This window comes from Iodidimonas muriae, assembly GCF_014647255.1.
GTDB classification, from domain to species: domain Bacteria; phylum Pseudomonadota; class Alphaproteobacteria; order Sphingomonadales; family Rhodothalassiaceae; genus Iodidimonas; species Iodidimonas muriae.
On record NZ_BMOV01000007.1, the window covers coordinates 106,474 to 126,861 of the forward strand.

Here is a 20,388-nt window from a genome sequence, read left to right on the forward strand (position 1 = left end):
TCTCGCGATCACGCGAACCGTCGCCTTTGTTTTGCGACCATTCATCCCGAGATTTTTTCATAATAATTTCCATAGCCCGGATGCGTGTGGGCTACGGCAGAGCGCCGTACGTCCGCCATTGATGGCGGGGCGTTTGGTGTAGAAAGTATATCTACGTGACGAACACGACTTTTTTTGACCTTGGCATTGCCAAAGGTATCGCGACCAATCTTGAAAAACTTAACATCACCTCCCCCACTCCTATTCAGGCTCAGGCCATTCCTTCGCTTCTGGAGCGGCGCGATGTTCTGGGGATTGCCCAGACGGGCACCGGCAAAACCGCCGCCTTCTCCCTGCCTCTTGTGCATTTACTGACCGAAGAGCCCGCCGCCTTGAAACCGGGTCGCACACGGGCGCTTGTTTTGGCCCCGACCCGCGAACTGGCCCAGCAGATTTCCGAAGCCATTCGGCAATTTTCCAAGGGCCGCCGGATTTCCCAAGCCGTTGTGGTGGGCGGTGTGCCCATTGGCCGTCAGGTGCGCGATGTATCGCGCGGGCTGGATATCCTGATTGCAACGCCGGGCCGCTTGCTTGATCTGATCAACCAAAAGCATGTGCGCCTTGATGCGTGTAACTTCCTTGTTCTGGATGAAGCGGACCGCATGCTGGATATGGGCTTCATCAACGACATTCGCAAAATTGTCGCCCTTTTGCCCAAGCAACGGCAATCCTTGCTGTTTTCCGCCACCATGCCCACCACCATCCAGCGCTTTGCCGACGAGATCCTGAAAGATCCGGTGCGTGTGGAAGTGACCCCGGAAACGATAACGGTGGACCGCATCGACCAGCGGGTCCATCATGTGGCGCAGAACGAAAAGCGCGCCTATCTCACCAAGATGCTGGCAGATCCGGACATGCAGCGGGTGATTGTCTTCAGCCGCACCAAACATGGTGCCGACAGAATCGCCACACAGCTTGAACGCGCTGGCATTTCCGCTGAATCCATTCATGGCAACAAATCCCAAGGCGCACGCCAGCGGGCTTTATCCAGCTTCCGTAATGGCCGTGCCCGTATTCTGGTGGCCACCGATATTGCCGCCCGCGGCATTGATGTGGACAATATCACCCATGTGGTGAATTTCGATCTGCCCCATGAACCGGAAAGCTATGTGCATCGTATTGGACGCACGGCCCGCGCCGGAACCCAAGGCATTGCCATCAGCTTTTGCGATGCGTCGGAATATCCCTTGCTCAAGGATATCGAGCATCTGACCAAGCGTCCGCTGACACTGGCCGGTGGCACGCCTCCCGCTTTGGCGGATATCCCGCGCAAAGCCAAATCAGGCCGTGGTGGCGGTGGCCGCAAGAAAACCGGTTGGCGCCCCAATACCGGCCCTTCGCAAAGCCGTGCGAAACCCCGTGGCCCAGCCAATCGGCGCAGTGCACCGCGCAGAGCCGCCTCGGCCCACTGATCGCTTTTTAAAACATCCGGTGGCCTTGCCCTTTTAGCGCAGGGCCACCGTTTCACGATAATCGGGAACATGGGTTTTCCAACCCAACGTCTCTTCGATCCGGTGACGCAAGGCATCTGCCGCCGCCGGCTCTCCATGGGTGATGAACGTACATTTCGGTGGCGCTTTGAAATGCCCAAGCCACACCATCAGTTCATCGGCATCCGCATGGGCCGATAGCATGGACAAAACATTCACTTCAGCTTCGACCGGAATATAAGATCCGTGGATTTTGATGCTCCGCGCGCCGGAAACCAATGAATCCCCCCGGGTTCCCCCGGCCTGAAAGCCCGTGAACAAAACGCTGTTCCGTGGATCGGGCAGATAATGCTTCAAATGGTGCAAGACCCGCCCACCCGTTGCCATGCCACTGGCAGACAAAATGACCTTGGGCATGCTATCCTTGTTTAAAGATTTCGACTCCTCCGCTTCCCGCACATAATGGGCTGTGGAAAAAATGCGTTGGCAATCCTGTGCCGACAATGTGTGCTCCCCGATATGGCGACAGAACAGCTCTGTGGCATTGATGGCCATGGGGCTATCAAGATAAATTGGCAAATCGGGGATACGCTTTTGTTCCTTGAGCCGCGCCAGATAAAAAAGCAATGTCTGCGCACGCCCCACAGCGAATGACGGAACCACAACCGTTCCGCCACGCGCCGCAGTGCGTGCGATCACATCGGCCAGGGTCTGTTCCGCATCGCCACCATCATGCAAGCGATTGCCATAGGTGGATTCCACCAACAGATAATCCGCATGGCTTATAGGCGTGGGAGGAAGCATGGTCGGGCTTTCCTGACGTCCCAAATCTCCGGAAAATACCAAAACACGACCGGCTATGGTCAGCTCGACAATGGCGGCGCCCAAAATATGCCCCGCAGGGTAAAACACCACGGAGATATCGTCTTCCACCAATTGCGGCCTATGAAAAGCGACCGGATGCAAATGATCGAGCGCCTTTCTCGCATCCATCCGGGTATATAAAGGCTTGACGGATTTGTGTTTTGAATAGCCATGACGGGCAGCAAATTCCGCATCTTTTTCCTGCAAGAAACCGCTATCCGGAAGCAATATCTTGCACAGATCGCATGTTCCCGGCGTTGCATAAACCCGCCCCTTGAAACCATTTTTGACCAGCAAGGGCAAATAGCCGGAATGATCGATATGGGCATGAGTGAGAATCACCAGATCAATGCTTTTGGGAGATACCGGCAAACGGGCCCAGTTACGCAAGCGCAATTGTTTATAGCCTTGGAACAACCCGCAATCGATCAGGATGCGCTTGCCACCGGCCTCCAAAAGATATTTGGACCCGGTAACCGTACCAACCGCCCCAAGAAATGTCAGGTCCATATGCCCCCCTTGCTTCAGATCATCGCCAACCCCGAATCTACAGATAAAGAGAGTGGTTGTACGATTGTTTTTCCAAAGCGCGAGGCTGCAAACCCATAATGGCCGCCATTACGGGTTTGCGCCCTAGAACCGGCCTGCCTGATAATCCTGCACAGCCTGTACCAATTCAGCGCGGCTGTTCATCACAAAGGGGCCATGCCGTGCGATGGGTTCATGCCAAGGCTGCGCGGCCAAAAGCAAGGCTTGCGTTCCGGCCTCTGCCTCAAGATGCACCCCGTCGCCTGCGCTTAGAACCGCAAGATCACCCTTCGGCACCCTATCGCCCGCCACCAACAGGCTGCCTTCACAAACAATGCACAAGGCGCTGTGATCATGGGGCAAAGCTATCTCCAATGCGCCTTTTGCCTCCCAGGATAAATCCAGATACAAAGGTTTCGCGACAATGCCCGTAACCGCACCGACAAGGCCATTGAATTGCCCGGCAATCACCCGCGCCTTTATGCCCGGCACCGGCTCTGTCACCGGAATGTCGTCGCTTTTGATATCCTGATAACGCGGCGCGCACAGTTTATCCTTGGCGGGTAGATTGACCCAAATCTGAAAGCCACGCATCAGGCCATTTTCCTGTTGCGACATTTCCGAATGGATAATGCCCCGTCCGGCTGTCATCCATTGCACATCGCCCGGCCCCAAATCGCCAGAGCGGCCCTGATTGTCTTGATGCTGCATATGGCCCGCCAGCATATAGGTAACGGTTTCAATGCCGCGATGGGGGTGTGGGGGGAAGCCCTTGATATAATCGGCCCCGTCTTCCGACCCGAATTCATCCACCAGCAAAAACGGATCCACATGATCCAGATCCGGCGTACCGATCAGGCGCTTGATGCGCACCCCTGCGCCATCGCTCACAGGTCTTGGGCGAATATGTTTGAAAACGGTGCGGTAAGCCATGTTTCAATCTCCGGCCGGGGCTTCATTTACAGCAAGAGATAATATAATCGGTTCAATCAGTGCTTAGGAGAGCCAATATCCGCACAAACAATTTCCCACAGGGAAACAATAAGCCGCGAAGTGCAGCCTGTTCCGCTTGAAGCAACGGCCTTAGCTGGCCGGTGCCATCAGATTCTGGTCGGCATCAGATGGCAGATACATGCCGCGCTGCCCCCGTACCGGACGGAATTTATCGGTAATCCCCAAAACCGTTTCCGCAGCGCCAAGGAACAAGGCCCCATCATCGGGCAAGATTTTCCGCATCCGTTCCAGCACATTGGATTTGGTGGACTGATCGAAATAAATCAGCACATTCCGGCAATAGATCACGTCAAACTTCCCAAGGGCAGCGAAATTATCCAGAAGATTGAATTCGCGGAAGGTGACCATTTTGCGAATATCTTCCGACAAGCGCCACACATCCCCTTCCTGCTTGAAATGCTTCATCAAAAGCTGGATCGGCAGCCCTCTTTGCACCTCGAATTGGGAATAGATGCCCTCTTTGGCTTTTTGCAGAACCGGACGCGCGATATCGGTACCGATAATCTCGAATTTCCAATCGCGCCATTGCGCCTCTTGCTGCTTCAACACAAAGGCAAGGGAATAAGGTTCCTGGCCCGTTGAACAGGCAGCACACCAGATCCGCACCTTTTTGGTCGCCGCACGGCGCTGACGCAACATGGGAAGCACCTGATCCCGAAACAAATCAAACGGCGTGCGGTCCCGAAAGAAGAAGGACTCATTGGTGGTCATCGCTTCGGTCACATCACGCATAAGCTGTTCAGATGCGGATTTCCGCAACTCTGCGATCAGACCATCGAGGCTTTCCATGCCCGAACGACGCGCCAAAGGCGTCAAGCGGGATTCCAGCAAATACACCTTGTCCGGGTTTAAAGTCAGGCCAGACCGGCGCCGCAATAAACTACTCAGGAAATCGAAATCTTGCGGTTTCATAGGCCGCCTCCGAGGCTTTTGACGATGACCCCCGCCATGTCCGATAGCGGCACCACTGCGCTGCACAATCCTGCCGTTGCCACGGCTCCCGGCATTCCCCATACAACGCTCGATGCTTCATCTTGTGCAATCAGCGTGGCACCAGACCCGACGAGATCACGCGCTCCGCGTAAACCATCATGTCCCATACCTGTCAAAACCACCGCCAATGCCCGTGCCCCAAATATACCAGCCACGCTGCGGAACATGGGGTCCACAGCCGGCCGACAGAAATTCTCTTGCGGGTTTTGATCAAGCCCCAAAACCGTCCGGGCTCCATCACGCCGCACTGTCATATGATAATCGCCCGGCGCCACATAAACACGCCCCGGCAGCAAAGGGTCGCCATCTTGCGCCTCCGAGGATGGAAGGCCCGATGCCCGTCCTAAATGATCCGCCAGAATGGATGTGAAGGTGGCCGGCATATGCTGCACCACCAAAATCGGGGTGTACCGGACCGCATCCTTGATGCCACCGATCAGCTTGATCAAAGCCTGCGGACCGCCGGTGGAAGACCCGATCACCAGAATATCGGGTTTGCTTTTGGAAGGTGGCCGCAAAACAATTTGCCGCTCCCCATTCGGGGCAGCCATCCGCACGGGCTTTGGGGCCGCATCCTCGCTGCGCCGTGCAACCACCGTATAATTGGCCCGCGCCCGCGGTGCCGGTGCTTTCGCCGCCCCTTCCCGCAAAGACGGAACACCGCCGGGAACTTTGCCGCCGGGCATATCCTCTCGCCGCGTCCGCCGCCGTGCCGCCGCATAAACCTTTACCTTTTCCACCAGCTCCTGGCGGAAATCGATATTGGCATTCACCGCCCGCGTGGTTTCCGGCTTGGGCACATAATCGGCGGCCCCCATCTGCAAGGCACGCAGGGACACTTCCGCATTCTTGCGGGTCAGCGTGGACGCCATCACCACTTTCACCTGTGGGTCGGCTTCCAAAATTTTGGGTAAGGCCGTCATGCCGTCCATCACCGGCATTTCAATATCGAGGACGACCACTTCCGGTTTCGCCGTTTCCAAAGATCGCAGCGCCATCAAACCGTTTGATGCGGTTGCAACCACTTTAATCGTGCCGTCTTCTTCCAGATACCGCGTTAAAAAACCGCGGATAACGGCACTGTCGTCCACCACCATAACACGAAAGGGCGCAGCCGTTTCACCGGCTTTCGAAGAACGAACAGAACTATTCAACGATACTGACACAGGCAGACATCCGGCTGGCTCACATCAATCCGACTTGAGCAAATTTGGCTTCGATAATTTCACGATCGAAAGGCTTCATGATGTATTCATCAGCCCCGGCTTCCATCGCTAGGCGAATATGGTTCATATCGTTTTCAGTGGTGCAAAATACAATCACAGGCTGACGAAGATCCGACCGCCCCCGAATTTGCTTCAGAAATTCCAAGCCATCCATGACCGGCATATTCCAATCCAGCAAAACCACATCGGGCGACATCCGTTCGCAGGCCCCCAAAGCATCCTTGCCATCCACGGCCTCTTCGATGGAAAAATCCAGTTCTTCAAGAATACGCCGTGCGACTCGACGAATGACTTTCGAGTCATCAACCACGAGGCAGGATTTCATAGACCAGCTCCGTTTCCATAAAATGCCGACATAATCATGCCGCCACCGCGCCTTCTGCGCTGCCCAAAACCCTTTCAACGTCAAGGATTGCGAGCAATTCCCCATCAAGACGATAAATTCCCCGGCTGACCTCTCTCCACCGCTGGTCCATGGTTACCGGATTTTTTTCCATCGTCTCATTTTCCAGATTCAGCACATCGCCAACTCTGTCGATCTGTAAGCTATATGGCTCGCCGTGGAATTCCACAACAATGCTCATATCCTTACCACCATTGGCACGCGGCCCAAAGCCCATGCGTTCCCGCATATTGATGGCCGTGACGATACGCCCGCGCAGGTTCAAAACACCAGCCACCCAGCCCGGAGCCAAAGGAATGCTCGTAATCTTTTGCGCGCTCAACACATCCTGAACAGCCAATACGGGAATCCCCAAAAGCTGCCCCTCAAGGCGCATCGTGACAAATTCATGCCCAAGGGAAGAAGCCATTCTCAGTCCTCCTTGTAATGTAATTCAATTCAGGCCGCATCGTCATGCAGCTTGATCTGCTGAGACAGGCTTTCCAAAAGCGCCTTCCGATCGAATTTCGCAATATAATCGTTGAAGCCTGCAGCCCGTCCGCGCTCAAGATGTTTGGGGCTTGAGAAACTGGACAAGGCAACCAACGGGGTATCGGCCCAACGGCCATCCTTTTTCAGAATATGCGCCAGTTCAAACCCGTCCATGCCCGGCATATCGATATCGGAAATGATCAGATCGAATGTTTCGCCCTCTTCCCGCAAATCCAAAGCCGCTTGCGCATGATCCACACAAACAAGGCTATAGCCCGCCACCTTCAGCAAGGGCTTCAACATATTTCTAAAGAAGGCACTGTCGTCGATCAGCAAGACACGGGTGCCGCGCGTGGGGGCAACATCGGTGTTCTGATCCCGCGATTTCAGCCAATCATCAAAAGCTTGCGCCAGATAATAGGCCACATCGATCACTTCTGTGGCCTTTTCGCCAATGATCGCCGATCCGATCATGCCCGGCTTGCCCGAAACGATTTTGATTTCCGCGTGGTCTTCCACGATGTCGAGGATCTCGTCCACCGCCAGACCCATGGTATAATCGCCATCGGTAAAGACCAGAACCGCCTGACGGCCTTCCGTGCGAAGCCCGGTCAAACCATCGGCCAAAACGATCGGCATCAAGGCCCCGCGATATTGCACCACATGGCGGCCATCGGACATTTCGATCTTGTCCACCTCGATGTCTTCCAAACGCGCCACCAGCGGCAAAGGAACAGCCTTGCGGCTATTTTCGCCAGCCCGGAACAACAGCAAGGATTCCGATTCATCATTGATGGTCAGATTTTCCACCATCGTTTTTTCTTCGACCGCATTGTTTTCGCCAGCCACACTGGAGCTGGCATTTTCGGCAATACCATTGGGGTCAAGGATCATGATCACAGAGCCATCGCCCAGAATGGTATTCCCTGAATAGATCGACAGATCCTTCAAGATCGGCGCAACAGGCTTCACCACGATTTCTTCGGTATCAAACACCTGATCGACAACGATCCCGAAGGTGAAGGCGCCAACCTGAGAGACAATGATGAAATCATCGGACGCGGCGTCTTCGCCTTTCCCTTCCGATGAATCGAAGCCGAGGATTTTGTTGAGATAGACCAGCGGCAACAGCCGGTTACGCAAGCGCAGAACCGGCGTATCCTTGATCCGCTCGATCTTGTGGTCGCTGCCATCCGCGGCCCGCACAAGCTCCAGAACGCTGATTTGCGGAATGGCAAAACGCTCGCTGGAGGCTTCGACAATCAGGGCCGACACAATGGCCAAGGTCAACGGGATCTTGATCTGGAACGTGGTCCCTTTGCCCTCTACCGAGGTCATATCAATGGTGCCGCCAATCTTTTCGATATTGGTTCGCACCACATCCATGCCAACGCCACGCCCCGACACACTGGTAACAGCCGCAGCGGTGGAAAAGCCCGCATGGAACACGAATTTCTGGATCTGCGCTTCGGACATATCGTCCAGCTCGGCGTCCGTTGCCAGCCCTTTTTCCAACGCTTTCTTGCGAATTTTGTTGGCGGCAATGCCACGGCCATCATCACGAATTTCGATGATGATATGCCCGCCTTCATGGAACGCATTCAAAACGATGGTGCCATGATCCGGCTTGCCCATCGCCACGCGCTCGGCAGGGGTTTCGATGCCATGATCTGCGGAATTGCGCACCATATGAGTGAGCGGATCCTTGATCAGTTCCAGCACTTGCCGGTCAAGCTCGGTTTCCGCGCCACGCATATCCAGCTCGATCTTTTTATCCAGATCGACGGCCAAATCGCGCACGATACGCGGCAGCTTCGCCCAGGCATTGCCAATGGGCTGCATGCGGGTTTTCATCACCCCTTCTTGCAATTCGGTGGTGGTTTGCGACAGGCGCTGGATGGGGACGGTAAATTCGTTGTCTTCCTTTTCGCGCACCATCTGCAAAAGCTGATTGCGGGTCAGCACCAGTTCGCTGACCATATTCATCAGATCTTCCAAAAGATCCACCGACACACGAATGGATTGCGACGTGCGTTTTTCCACGGAACCGCCACGGGCCGCATCTTCATTCGCGGCCCCTGCAGCGGCTTTGGTCTCTTTTTGGGACGGCGCATTCTTACGCGATCCTTCAAGGGCAGCATCGCGGATCAATTCCAGACACATGGCCGCATCGTCGCGCACATCATTGGCCAGCCGCACTTCTTCAAAAACGGCTTTGGCTTCTGCAGCGAACAGATCGAATTCTTCATGCCCGAAGCCCGGCACCGATATGATCGAAGCCATCACATTGTTGGCCGCGTTTTCATCGTCTTTGAACAAAGAGGTCAAAAGGCCGGAAAATTTCGCTTGGCGCAAATTGTCATCAATGCCTTCAAAAAAGCTGCCCAGCTTTGCATGGCGGGGCAAACGCTTGGCTAAAAGATGTGCCATAACGGCAATGGTATCATCGCCCCCTGCCCGTTCATAAAGGCGACCGCCAGCGCTTTCATTGCCCGCAGAAACCGCCTGCCCGTCATCATTGGCCGCCACATCATCATCGGGGCCGGGCGCCTCCATGAAGGCGCGTTCCAATTCATCCAGCGCCACTTCGCCCGGCTTCAAGGCCCGACCAAGGGTTGGCACGATTTCCAGATCCGGTTCGGATGCCGGCTTTGCCGCTGCTTCCGGCTCTCCGCCTTCGGCAATTTGATCCAGCTTGCCAATCAGCGGCCCATCATCGCCTTCCGGTTCTTGCTCTGTGGCTTCAAGCCCGCTGAGGATTTCCTTGATCCGGTCCAGACTTTCCAAAACCACCGTCACCGCAGACGGGGTAACGCTCAGCTCGCCATCGCGGAACTTCCCAAGAACATTTTCCGATGCATGGGCAACAGATTCAAGCCGTGGCAACCCCAGGAAACCACAGGTCCCCTTGATGGTGTGCACAAGACGGAAAATATTATCCAAGACCTCCTTGTTATTTGGATCCTGCTCCAATTTCACCAATTCCACATCAACAACATCAATGCTTTCTGCGGTTTCGGTCAGGAACTCATTAAGAAGATCATCCATACGGCATATCCTTGCGACGAGAAGACGAGCGATCCTTGGTGCTCTCCCCCACCATGACAGGGAAAGGAGAGATTTTCAGCGTTCTTCAAAATCGCCGCAAACAATTAAAAAGCTGTAAAATATTAGACATAAACCAGACAAAAATCACGAATCCGTGAAAACACGAAATCGGGCAGACCAAGCCGGAACGCCGGTCTTGTGCCCTGCCCGATTTCACAAAAAAACAGCCTTAAAAGCCGTCTTTTAGATAAAGGAAGCGCGAAAGATAATCTTTTCCGCTGTCGGCATTTCAACATCCAGCTTCGTGGGCAACTCTTTTGCCACAATTCCCGCCAAATAGGCCGGTGCCGTGCGTGGTTCCAGCGCGTCTTCATCAAGACGCCCTTCCAAAGCGGCACGACAGGCATCGGAAAAGATGAGCCGCGGGCCAGATGCGGTGATTTCCAGCAAATGCCCGTTTTCATGCGGCGAACTCTCCACCCGGATCACCCCGCCGCGAATAAGCCCTTCTCCGGCCAAAAGGGCCAAATTAAGAAGCAGCTTCAACGCATTTTTCGGCATATTCTGAAGGCCGAGATTCCATTCCAATGTAATTTTGGAATCTTGCAAAAAGGCATTTAACGCCTTTTCCCCTTCTTTGGGATCGACAACTTGTCCAAATCCGCCGCCAGCCCCAAAGGCCAGGCGGAAAAATTGCAGTCGGTTGGCCGTTTGGCGGGCGCTTTGATCCAAAAGCGACAGCACCTGATCGCGCATCGCATCATCATGCTCGTCGGCTAAAATCTCGAGACCATTGGACAAAGCCCCCACAGGGCTGACAAGATCATGGCACAAACGTGAACATAACAATGCCGCAAAACTGACCGACGACATTCCACTCTCCCCCGAAATAAACTGGCACGCATCGCGTAAAATTATCTGGTTGTTGCATCTTGGAACAAGATTCTACAACACTCCATCCACTTTCATAGCCAATTTCAATCATTCGACAGCCTTCAAGGACTTCGCCATGCAAAAAACTGCCCTGACAAATCCCCTCATTGATGTGTGTATCAAAGCCGGGCATGAAATCATGGCCGTGGCCCGCGCCGGGATCACCGTACGCACCAAAGACGATAAATCTCCGGTAACCTTGGCGGATGAACGCGCCGAACGGGTGATTCTGGCTGTTCTTAAAGAACTAACACCCGATGTGATGATCATCGCCGAAGAACAAGCCGCAGCGGGGGGGCTACCCGACCAGGTAGATGGCCCCTTCTGGCTGGTGGACCCGCTGGATGGCACCAAAGAATTTTTGAAGGGCGGGCAGGATTTTACGGTCAATATCGCCCTGATTGAAAATGGCGCTCCCACCTTTGGCATCGTTTATTGCCCGGCCAATGGACGGCTGTTTGTGGGCGAACAAGACAAAGGCGCATGGCAGGCGGTCATATCCGGCGAGGACCAGATCACCGAAAAACGCGCCATCAGCACCCGCCCCTGCCCTTCGCAACCGAAAATCGTCGCCAGCAAGTCCCACCGCAATGCCGAAACCGATGCCTATCTGGCGAAATATCCCGATGCGGAGCTGGTTTCCATCGGCAGCTCCTTGAAATTCTGTCTGGTGGCCACCGGAGAGGCGGATATTTATCCGCGCCTTGGCCCCACCATGGAATGGGATACCGCCGCGGGCCATGCCGTGCTTTTGGCGGCAGGTGGCCGTATGGTTGATGAACAAGGTGCCGATTTCGGCTATTACAAGCCCGGCTTCAAAAACGGTTTCTTCCTGGCCTGGGGCGATAAAAACACCCGGCCCGAAGCCCTGTAAGCTTCAAGCCCGTTTCATAAGTGCTTCATCACCTTGCGGGCGGATCGTTTCCTGAAAGCGGACAGGACGGCCGCCCGCTGTCCCCACAAGCTCGTCTTCACGCATCACGATCCGGCCGCGCACAATGGTGGCTGTGGGCTTGCCGGTCATCTGCATGCCGGTGAAAGGGCTCCACCCGCACCGGGCGGCAAGCCAGGTTTCTTCCACTGTCCAGCTTTTCTTGAGATCCACCAGCGTGAAATCCCCGTCAAAACCGACCGCCAGACGGCCTTTATCGCGCAGATTGAACAACCGGTTGGCCCCATGGCTGGTCAGATCCACCAGCCGTTCCAAACTTAACCGGCCTTGCGCCACATGGGTCAGAAGCAAAGGCAAAAGCGTTTGCACGCCGGGCATGCCCGATGGTGATGCCGGATAGGCTTTGGCCTTTTCTTCCCGCGTATGGGGCGCATGGTCCGAGCCGATCACATCCACCCGACCATCGGCCACCGCCTCCCATAAGGCGTCGCGGTGCCGTGCCTCACGAATGGGCGGGTTCATCTGGGCATAGGTCCCAAGTTGCTTATAACAGTCTTCCCCTGCCAAAGTGAGATGCTGGGGTGTGGCTTCGATGCTGGCGATGTCCTTGTTTTCAGCAAGAAACGCCATTTCTTCTGCCGTGGTCACATGCAGTACATGGATGCGCCGCCCGGCCCGGCGCGCCAAGCCCACAATACGCTTTGTCGCCAAAAGTGCCGTTTGCACATCGCGCCAATCCGGATGGCTGGAAGGATCATCGGCCCGACACACGGATTTCCGTGCATTCAGCCGCTCTTCATCTTCTGCATGGATGGCCACCCGCCGGCGCCCCGATTGCAGGACCCGCAGCAAAGCCGCATCGTCGCTGACCAGAAGATCGCCGGTGGACGAGCCCATGAACACCTTGACGCCACAGCACCCCTCTTCTTGCTCCAAAGCGGCCAGTGCCGCTGCATTGTCGCCGGTTGCCCCCACATAAAAGGCGAAATCGCAAAACATGCGGTCACGGGCGCGCGATACCTTATCCGCCAAGGCCTCTGCCGTAGAGGTGGACGGCTTGGTATTGGGCATTTCAAATACCGCCGTCACCCCGCCCATCACGGCGGCGATGCTGCCACTTTCCAGATCTTCTTTATGTTCATTGCCCGGTTCACGGAAATGCACCTGGGTATCGATCACGCCGGGCAGAAGATGAAGCCCGGTTGCATCCATATCCTGCGCGGCCAAAGTGCCTTTCAGATCACCAATGGCGACGATACGGCCATCGCGCACCGCCACATCCGCCTTCCCGATCCCGTTATGCGATACGAGCGTTGCATTGCGGATACATAAATCGACGGTCTGGCTCATGGGCTGTTCCCTTAATCTCCGACGCGGTTGTCCTTGGGTCTAGCCTGATCGCCCTTTTGCCTCAAGCAAGGATATTTTCGCCCCTTCACATCGCCCCGACGAAGGCTTAACTGTGAGCCCCAACCGAAAACCCCAAGGAAGCCCCCATGCCCACGCCCATTGCCGCTTGTAAATTGCACAATCGCGCTGTTTTGAGCATCACAGGCCCCGATAGCCGGGATTTTCTGCAAGGCATTTTAACCAATACGATCTTTGCCGTAGGGCCGGATCGCGCCCTTTATGCAGCTCTTTTAACGCCGCAAGGTAAAATGCTGTTCGATTTTTTCATCACAGCCCATCAAGACGCCCTGTTGTTCGATTGTGAATCGAGCCGCAAAACCGACCTGATCAGGCGATTGATGATGTACCGGCTGCGGGCAAAAGCCGAAATCACCGACCGGTCCGACGATTTTTCCCTATGGGCCATTCCCCGCACCGAGCGCGATGATTCCGTTTTTGGCGATTTGGCAAAGGCAGGCGCTGCGAAAGCCTTTGAAGACGGGGTTCTTTATTGCGATCCGCGCGATCAGGGAATGGGCTGGCGCGCCATTCTTCCCCAAAAGGCAACGATCTTCACCGATCAAGGCATGGAGCCATATGAAAGCCTCCGCCTGAGCCGGGGCATGACCGACGGCAGCCGCGACTTTGTGCCGGAAAAAACTTTGGCATTGGAAGCCAATCTGGATGTGTTCAATGGCGTTGATTTTTCCAAGGGCTGTTATGTGGGACAAGAACTGACCGCCCGCACCAAACACCGCGGCAAGGTGCGCAAACGCCTTGTGCCCATCGAAATAGACGGCGACGCACCACAAAGCGGCACGGCCATCGAACAGGATGGCAAAACCGTAGGAGACATCCGGTCCAGCCATAAAAATGCAGCCATTGCCCTCTTGCGCATGGAGGCTCTTGAAGGCCCCGCATTGATGGCCGATGGCAAGGCGGTAACGGTGCGGCACCCATCATGGCTGGACGGGCTTTGAAACACCGCCTAGACTTCGCCCCATAACAGGCATCTGTTTTGGGGAAGCATTATGACAAACAAAAAAGCCCGCAAAGACGCCATGCGAAAAGGCGATAAACGGCTGCTTATCATGGCCGTCATTGCTGTATTGGTGATCCTGAGCATTTATGTGCTCATGGATTAACCAGTCTCAAAACGAACGTCTATATTGTACGTAAAGTTGACGTTCAAATAAAAATATGATCCACTTCACCTTTATGGGGAAAGGGGTCGGTCATGTCTCATGATATCAATCTGAAAACATTTCTGTCTTTCGACCGGATGATCGCGCCAACGGTTATCAAGGTGGTTTACTGGATCGGGCTGGCGTTCATCAGCCTTGGCTCCCTGATCACCTTCTTTACCAGCTTTGTGGTCATGGGCCACAATGTGGGTGCCGGCTTTGGACAAATGCTGTTAAGCGTTATCGGCTTTGTTCTTGGGGTGCTTTTTTGGCGCATTATCATGGAAATCTATATTGTATTTTTCAGCATCCATGATCGGCTGTCGGAAATCCGCGACCGCTTGCCACCGCCTGTGGATCAGCCATAAGGCCAGCCCCTAATCCGGGGAAGAAGGCGTTTCACGGCTTTGAAACTGCACCGAAATCCGCAATTGATAAAGACTTTGGAACGGCGTTTCGCCGTCCAGCTGCCTGAGCGACTTTTCCGAAAGAGCAGCCAGACCATCGCGCCCAATATGCAAAAGCAAATTGGTATGGCCCCAGCTTCTCATTTGATCGCGGCGTTTAAGATCCCGCCGTCCTTGCGTCTTTAGCCAATGTTCATGGGCATCAAGCGCGGCGATCAAGGGGCCGATACCCAGACCCGGATCAAGAGTCGAGACTTGCAACACCTTTGCATCCCAATCGCCGGGATGCAGCCGCAAAGACAAAGCCCCTTCCAGATCCGCCACCGCCTTGGCCGCCATGTCCCCCAGATCCGCCTTGGTAACCACGAACATATCTGGCACCTCCATAATGCCGGATTTCATGAATTGCAGGCTATCCCCCGAACCGGGCTGAACGCAAAACACCACGCTATCCGCCACGCCGGATATATCGGTTTCCGATTGCCCGACCCCCACCGTTTCCACCAGCACCCGATCAAACAAGGCGCGCATCAGGATAATGGCGGGAAACGCACTTTCCGATAATCCGCCCAACTGCCCGCCAGCAGCCATGGACCGGATGAAAAGATTTTGATCTTCGGGATTTGCGGCCATGCGCATCCGGTCGCCCAACAGCGATCCGCCACCAATTTTCGACGATGGATCAACCGCGACAACCCCCACGCTTTCGCCCATAGAGCGCCAATGGCGCACAAGGGCTGCGGCCAAGGTGGATTTTCCAACGCCGGGCGGGCCGGTCAGCCCGATGACATGGCCCTTCGGCGCATGATAGGCCGCATCCAGAAGCGATAAGGTAGCACGGGCATCCGGGGCGCTTTCCAGATCGGAAAGCGCCTGCGCCAAGGCCACTTTACCTCCCCGGCGCACGGCATCAAGAGACGCCGCCCCGGCCATGGATCAGCGCCCTGCCTTCAAGGCCGCCTGCGCTGCCGCCAAACGGGCGATGGGCACGCGGAACGGCGAACAGGATACATAATCCAGCCCTGCACTTTGGCAAAAAGTGATGGAATCGGGATCGCCACCATGCTCACCGCAAATACCCAATTTCAGGTCCGGCGTGGTTTCGCGCCCGCGCTCGGCCCCGATCCGCACCAATTCGCCAACGCCTTTTTGGTCGATGGATACAAACGGATCGCGGGTGATGATCCCGTGCTCCACATAAAGCGGCAGGAATCCGCCCGCATCATCGCGGCTGATACCAAAGGTGGTCTGGGTCAGATCATTGGTGCCAAAGCTGAAGAAATCTGCCTTGCGGGCAATTTCATTGGCGGTCAGGGCCGCACGCGGCAATTCGATCATGCTTCCCACCAAATATGTGAGACGCTGGCCTTTTTCTTCAAACACGGTTTCCGCAACGGCTTCGATCCGCTCGCGCAGAAAAGCCAGTTCGGATTCCGTGGCCACCAGCGGCACCATGATTTCCGGTGTAATGGTGGCCCCGAATTCCTCGCCCACGGCCAGTGCCGCCTCGAAAATCGCCCGCGCCTGCATTTCATAGATTTCCGGATAGGCAATGCCCAAACGGCAACCGCGATGGCCCAGCATCGGATTGGCTTCCGTCAGATCCAGCGCTCGGCGGCGCAAATGCTCCGCATTCACATGCATGGCCATGGCCACTTCGGAAAATTCTTTTTCCTCTCGCGGCAAGAATTCATGCAAGGGCGGGTCCAGCAAGCGGATGGTGACCGGCAGGCCGCGCATGATGCGGAAAATCTCGCTGAAATCCTGTCGTTGATAAGGCAGCAATTTATCCAATGCCCGGCGGCGACCCTCTTCATCCTCGGCCAGAATCATCTGGCGCACGGCAATGATGCGGTCCCCCTCAAAGAACATATGCTCGGTCCGGCACAGGCCAATGCCTTCCGCACCGAAATTACGCGCCGTTTCCGTATCATGGGGAGTGTCCGCATTGGTGCGCACCGCCATGGTGCGATAACGGTCGGCCCATTCCATCAGAGACGCGAAATCGCCGGTCAGCTCCGCTTTCAAGGTGGGCACATGCCCGGCCATCACCTCGCCTGTACCACCATCGATGGTAATGGTATCGCCGCGATAAATGGTGCGGCCACCCACGGTCATTTCACCGGCTTTCACATCGATCCGCAAAGAACCGGCACCCGAAACGCAGGCACGCCCCATACCACGCGCCACCACGGCCGCATGGCTGGTCATCCCCCCGCGTGAGGTCAGGATACCGCGCGCGGCGTGCATGCCATGAATATCTTCCGGGCTGGTTTCCACACGCACCAAAATCACCGCCTCGCCTTCTTTGGCGCGGGCTTCCGCTTCATCGGCGGTGAAAGCCACCGTGCCCGATGCCGCCCCCGGGGACGCCGGCAAACCAATGGCAATCACATCGCGCTGGGCACTGGGATCCAGGGTGGGATGCAGCAATTGATCCAGAGCCGCCGGATCAACGCGCATCACCGCTTCTTCTTCGGTAATCAGCCCTTCCGCCACCATATCCACGGCGATTTTCAAAGCGGCATTGGCCGTGCGTTTGCCCGACCGGGTTTGCAGCATCCACAATTTGCCGTTCTGGACGGTAAATTCGATATCCTGCATATCCCGATAATGGGTTTCCAGCGTTTGGAACACGCCCTTCAATTGCGCAAACACCTCTGGCATGGCTTCTTCCATAGAGGGTTTGGCGCTATTGCCATTTTCGCGGGCTTCACGGGTCAGATATTGCGGGGTACGAATACCCGCCACCACATCCTCGCCCTGCGCATTGATCAGGAATTCGCCGTATATCATCCGCTCGCCGGTGGAAGGATTACGGGTAAAAGCAACCCCCGTGGCCGATGTTTCGCCCATATTGCCAAACACCATGGCCTGTACATTCACCGCGGTGCCCCAATCTTCGGGGATATTGTGCAAACGGCGATATACTTTGGCGCGGTCGATCTTCCACGACCCGAAAACGGCGGAAATTGCCCCCCAAAGCTGCTCTTGCGGGTCTTGCGGGAAGGGCCTGCCCAGATGGGTTTTCACTTCCTGTTTGTAAATCTCTACCAGATCGCGCCAATCATTCGCATCCAGATCGGTATCCAGATCCACGCCTTTATCGAGTTTCAGATTTTCAAGGGCTTCTTCGAACAGGTGATGCGCCACCCCTAGCACCACATCGCCATACATCTGGATGAAGCGGCGATAGCTATCCCACGCAAAGCGCGGATCGCCAGAGCGTTTGGCCAAGCCCTCCACCGTTTTATCATTAAGGCCCAGATTGAGCACCGTATCCATCATGCCGGGCATGGACACCCGGGCACCGGACCGGACCGATACCAGCAAAGGATTTTCCGCATCGCCAAAGCGCGCGCCAACGCTGTTTTCAATCCGGGAAAGGGCCTTGGAGATCTGTTCGTCAAGCGTATCGGGATAGCGCCCGCCATGGTCATAATACCAACCACACATCTCGGTGGTGATGGTAAATCCCGGCGGTACCGGCAACCCTATGGATGACATTTCGGCCAGATTGGCCCCCTTGCCCCCCAGAAGATTTTTCATATCGCGCGTGCCTTCAGCCGCGCCATCCCCGAATGAATAAACCCATTGTGTCATGGCAATCGCGTTCCCGTTCTGCACCGAAACTCCACCCTGCATTTGTCACAGGGCTGTGACTTCCATAGCGCGTTCAAGGCGCTCTGTCCCCACCTTCGACAAAGAAAATTGCCGCAATGCAGAAATTGTCGGGAAAAAACGCGATTTCCTAGCCAAATCGACCGGTGACATAGGCCCGGGTCTGTTCTTTTTGTGGCTTCACAAAAATACGGCTGGCCAGATCGAATTCCACCATTTCGCCCAGATGCATATAGCCCACATGATCGGAAATCCGGGCTGCCTGCTGCATATTATGGGTAACGATCAAAATGGTGATAGTATCCGCCAGCTTTTCGATCAGATCTTCCACCTTGGCGGTGGCGATGGGATCAAGCGCCGATGTGGGCTCATCCAAAAGCAACAATTCAGGCTCAGGGGCCAGGGCGCGGGCAATGCACAAACGCTGTTGCTGACCACCCGAAAGACCATAGGCGCTTTCCCCCAAGCGGTCTTTCACTTCTGTCCACAAGGCCGCACCGGTAAGAGCAGCTTCCACCTTGTCATCCAGCACAGACCGCTTGTTGATGCCGCGAATACGCAAGCCGGCAGCAACATTTTCGTAAATGGATTTGGGGAAAGGATTGGGCTTTTGGAACACCATCCCCACCCGCAGGCGAATCAGCATGGGATCGGTTTTCGGGCCAACGATATTATCGCCTTCCGGATACAGATTGATGGCCCCGTCATAGCGGTTGTTGCGATACAGGTCGTGCATTCGGTTAAAGCAGCGCAAGAGCGTGCTTTTACCACAGCCCGAAGCCCCAATCAGAGCGGTGACCTTTTTGTCATGCACCGGCAGATTGATGCCTTTCAACGCCTGAAAATCGCCGTACCAGAAATTCAGATTCTGCACATCGGCGCGCAAGGCGTTTCCTGTTTCGGCCTGCGCATCACCACGGCCTTCCACAAGCTGGCTCAGATTCAAATCGTTCATGCTGCCTCTCTGGCTCTCGGAAGTTGTGGGGCTCTTGGGATCTACGGTCATCACAGCACCTTACGCAAGCGATAGCGGATATAAATGGCTACGGAATTCATCAATAACGTCATGCTTAGCAGCACAAGACCCGCCGCCGCCGCATTCACATGGAACGATGCCTGAGGCCGGGAAATCCAGTTGAACATCTGAATGGGCAACAAGGAGAACGGGCTTTCCAGCCAATCGAAATTGATGAACGGGATCGTGTCTTGCACCGGCGAAGGGGGCAAGAAAGCGATGAAGGTCAAGGCCCCGATCGTGATCACCGGCGCGGTTTCCCCGATGGCGCGAGACAGGCCCACAATGGCCCCCGTGAGGATGGCCGGACGGGCGCTTGGCAAAATATGGCGCGACACCGTTTGCCACTGATCCGCACCCAAAGCATAAGAGCCTTCCCGCATGGACTGGGGCAAGCTGCGAATCCCTTCACGGGTGGCCACGATCACAATGGGCAGAATAAGCAAGGCCAAAACCATGCCTGCCACCAGAACGGTTTGCCCCATATTCAGGCCATAAACAAACAGTCCCAGCGCCAAAAGCCCATAGATGATCGAGGGCACACCGGCCAAATTGGTGACATTGATTTCGATAACATCCGTCACCCAGTTTTTGGGAGCATATTCTTCCAGATACACACCGGCGGCCACACCGAGGGGAATGGCCAGAGCGGCGGTCACGATCATCACCAAACTGGTACCCACCCAGGACGATAAAATACCGGCCCGGGCTGCTCTGCGGGATGGAAAATTCGTAAGAAAATCCCAGCTAAGGCGGGGGATCCCCTGAGATGCCAGATCAAAAATCAGTGCCAACAGCGTCAGCATGGCAATCAGCAGCAGAACCAGACCAGCGGCCACAAAGGTCGCATCCGTCCGTTTGTTGCCCTGTACAATCTGCGAATAGCTTTTCATGGCCATTATCCTCTGGCGATCTCTTGGTGAACCCGCAT

At 55.5% G+C, this 20,388-nt stretch carries 17 protein-coding genes; 4 read left to right on the plus strand and 13 right to left on the minus strand.

The features are described 5' to 3' along the window. Positions 1–155 precede the first annotated feature (155 nt). Positions 156–1,451, plus strand: a complete 1,296-nt coding sequence (locus IEX96_RS10505) for a DEAD/DEAH box helicase (RefSeq protein WP_150005464.1) — start codon at positions 156–158, stop codon at positions 1,449–1,451. 33 nt (positions 1,452–1,484) lie between these two features. On the opposite strand, the gene IEX96_RS10510 is transcribed toward IEX96_RS10505, so the two are convergent. The 8 genes from IEX96_RS10510 to IEX96_RS10550 all read right to left on the minus strand — a co-directional run bounded on the left by IEX96_RS10510 (position 1,485) and on the right by IEX96_RS10550 (position 10,889). Next, the gene (locus IEX96_RS10510) at positions 1,485–2,843 is read right to left on the minus strand and encodes an MBL fold metallo-hydrolase RNA specificity domain-containing protein (RefSeq protein ID WP_188873894.1); all 1,359 of its coding nucleotides are present in this window, start codon (positions 2,841–2,843) and stop codon (positions 1,485–1,487) included. Positions 2,844–2,966: 123 nt separating this feature from the next. Next, positions 2,967–3,794 carry a pirin family protein gene (locus IEX96_RS10515; RefSeq protein ID WP_150005463.1) on the minus strand — a complete coding sequence of 276 codons (828 nt, stop codon included), beginning with the start codon at positions 3,792–3,794 and terminating at the stop codon, positions 2,967–2,969. Between the two features lie 150 nt (positions 3,795–3,944). Further along, positions 3,945–4,787 carry a CheR family methyltransferase gene (locus tag IEX96_RS10520; protein WP_150005462.1) on the minus strand — a complete coding sequence of 281 codons (843 nt, stop codon included), beginning with the start codon at positions 4,785–4,787 and terminating at the stop codon, positions 3,945–3,947. Further along, positions 4,784–5,965 carry a protein-glutamate methylesterase/protein-glutamine glutaminase gene (locus tag IEX96_RS10525; protein ID WP_150005546.1) on the minus strand — a complete coding sequence of 394 codons (1,182 nt, stop codon included), beginning with the start codon at positions 5,963–5,965 and terminating at the stop codon, positions 4,784–4,786. Before IEX96_RS10525 ends, IEX96_RS10520 begins: the two co-directional genes overlap by 4 nt. An 88-nt stretch (positions 5,966–6,053) precedes the next feature. Continuing rightward, positions 6,054–6,419 carry a response regulator gene (locus IEX96_RS10530; RefSeq protein WP_150000303.1) on the minus strand — a complete coding sequence of 122 codons (366 nt, stop codon included), beginning with the start codon at positions 6,417–6,419 and terminating at the stop codon, positions 6,054–6,056. A 34-nt stretch (positions 6,420–6,453) separates the two neighbouring features. Next, entirely contained in the window at positions 6,454–6,906 is a 453-nt protein-coding gene (locus IEX96_RS10535; protein ID WP_150000304.1) for a chemotaxis protein CheW, read from the minus strand. 29 nt (positions 6,907–6,935) lie between these two features. Next, on the minus strand, positions 6,936–10,016 hold the full coding sequence (locus tag IEX96_RS10540) for a chemotaxis protein CheW (protein WP_229773675.1): 3,081 nt from the start codon (positions 10,014–10,016) through the stop codon (positions 6,936–6,938). A 243-nt stretch (positions 10,017–10,259) separates the two neighbouring features. Continuing rightward, positions 10,260–10,889 (minus strand): histidine phosphotransferase family protein, encoded by a 630-nt coding sequence (locus IEX96_RS10550; RefSeq protein ID WP_150005461.1) that lies wholly within the window; start codon positions 10,887–10,889, stop codon positions 10,260–10,262. A 136-nt stretch (positions 10,890–11,025) separates the two neighbouring features. On the opposite strand from IEX96_RS10550, the gene cysQ reads away from it, so the two are divergent. After that, positions 11,026–11,823, plus strand: a complete 798-nt coding sequence (cysQ, locus tag IEX96_RS10555; protein WP_150005460.1) for a 3'(2'),5'-bisphosphate nucleotidase CysQ — start codon at positions 11,026–11,028, stop codon at positions 11,821–11,823. A 3-nt stretch (positions 11,824–11,826) separates the two neighbouring features. Here the strand turns inward: cysQ and IEX96_RS10560 are convergent, their stop codons facing one another. Further along, positions 11,827–13,191: a dihydroorotase gene (locus tag IEX96_RS10560; protein ID WP_150005459.1), complete on the minus strand. Its 1,365-nt coding sequence runs from the start codon at positions 13,189–13,191 to the stop codon at positions 11,827–11,829. Positions 13,192–13,337: 146 nt separating this feature from the next. On the opposite strand from IEX96_RS10560, the gene ygfZ reads away from it, so the two are divergent. Both ygfZ and IEX96_RS10570 read left to right on the plus strand, forming a co-directional pair. Beyond that, a complete protein-coding gene (ygfZ, locus tag IEX96_RS10565; protein WP_150005458.1) occupies positions 13,338–14,210 on the plus strand; it encodes a CAF17-like 4Fe-4S cluster assembly/insertion protein YgfZ in 873 nt (290 codons plus the stop codon). A gap of 257 nt (positions 14,211–14,467) precedes the next feature. Further along, positions 14,468–14,782, plus strand: coding sequence for a DUF4282 domain-containing protein (locus tag IEX96_RS10570; RefSeq protein ID WP_150005457.1), 315 nt, complete (start codon positions 14,468–14,470; stop codon positions 14,780–14,782). A 9-nt stretch (positions 14,783–14,791) separates the two neighbouring features. Here IEX96_RS10570 and IEX96_RS10575 read toward each other — a convergent pair whose 3' ends face one another. From IEX96_RS10575 to pstA, 4 genes are all read right to left on the minus strand, one after another. Continuing rightward, complete coding sequence (locus IEX96_RS10575; protein ID WP_188873895.1) at positions 14,792–15,754, minus strand: ArgK/MeaB family GTPase; 963 nt, start codon at positions 15,752–15,754, stop codon at positions 14,792–14,794. Positions 15,755–15,757: 3 nt separating this feature from the next. Further along, on the minus strand, positions 15,758–18,424 hold the full coding sequence (ppdK, locus tag IEX96_RS10580; protein ID WP_150005456.1) for a pyruvate, phosphate dikinase: 2,667 nt from the start codon (positions 18,422–18,424) through the stop codon (positions 15,758–15,760). A 148-nt stretch (positions 18,425–18,572) separates the two neighbouring features. Then, positions 18,573–19,397, minus strand: a complete 825-nt coding sequence (gene pstB / locus IEX96_RS10585) for a phosphate ABC transporter ATP-binding protein PstB (RefSeq protein ID WP_150005455.1) — start codon at positions 19,395–19,397, stop codon at positions 18,573–18,575. A 50-nt stretch (positions 19,398–19,447) separates the two neighbouring features. After that, positions 19,448–20,350: a phosphate ABC transporter permease PstA gene (gene pstA / locus IEX96_RS10590; RefSeq protein ID WP_229773676.1), complete on the minus strand. Its 903-nt coding sequence runs from the start codon at positions 20,348–20,350 to the stop codon at positions 19,448–19,450. Positions 20,351–20,388 lie beyond the last annotated feature (38 nt).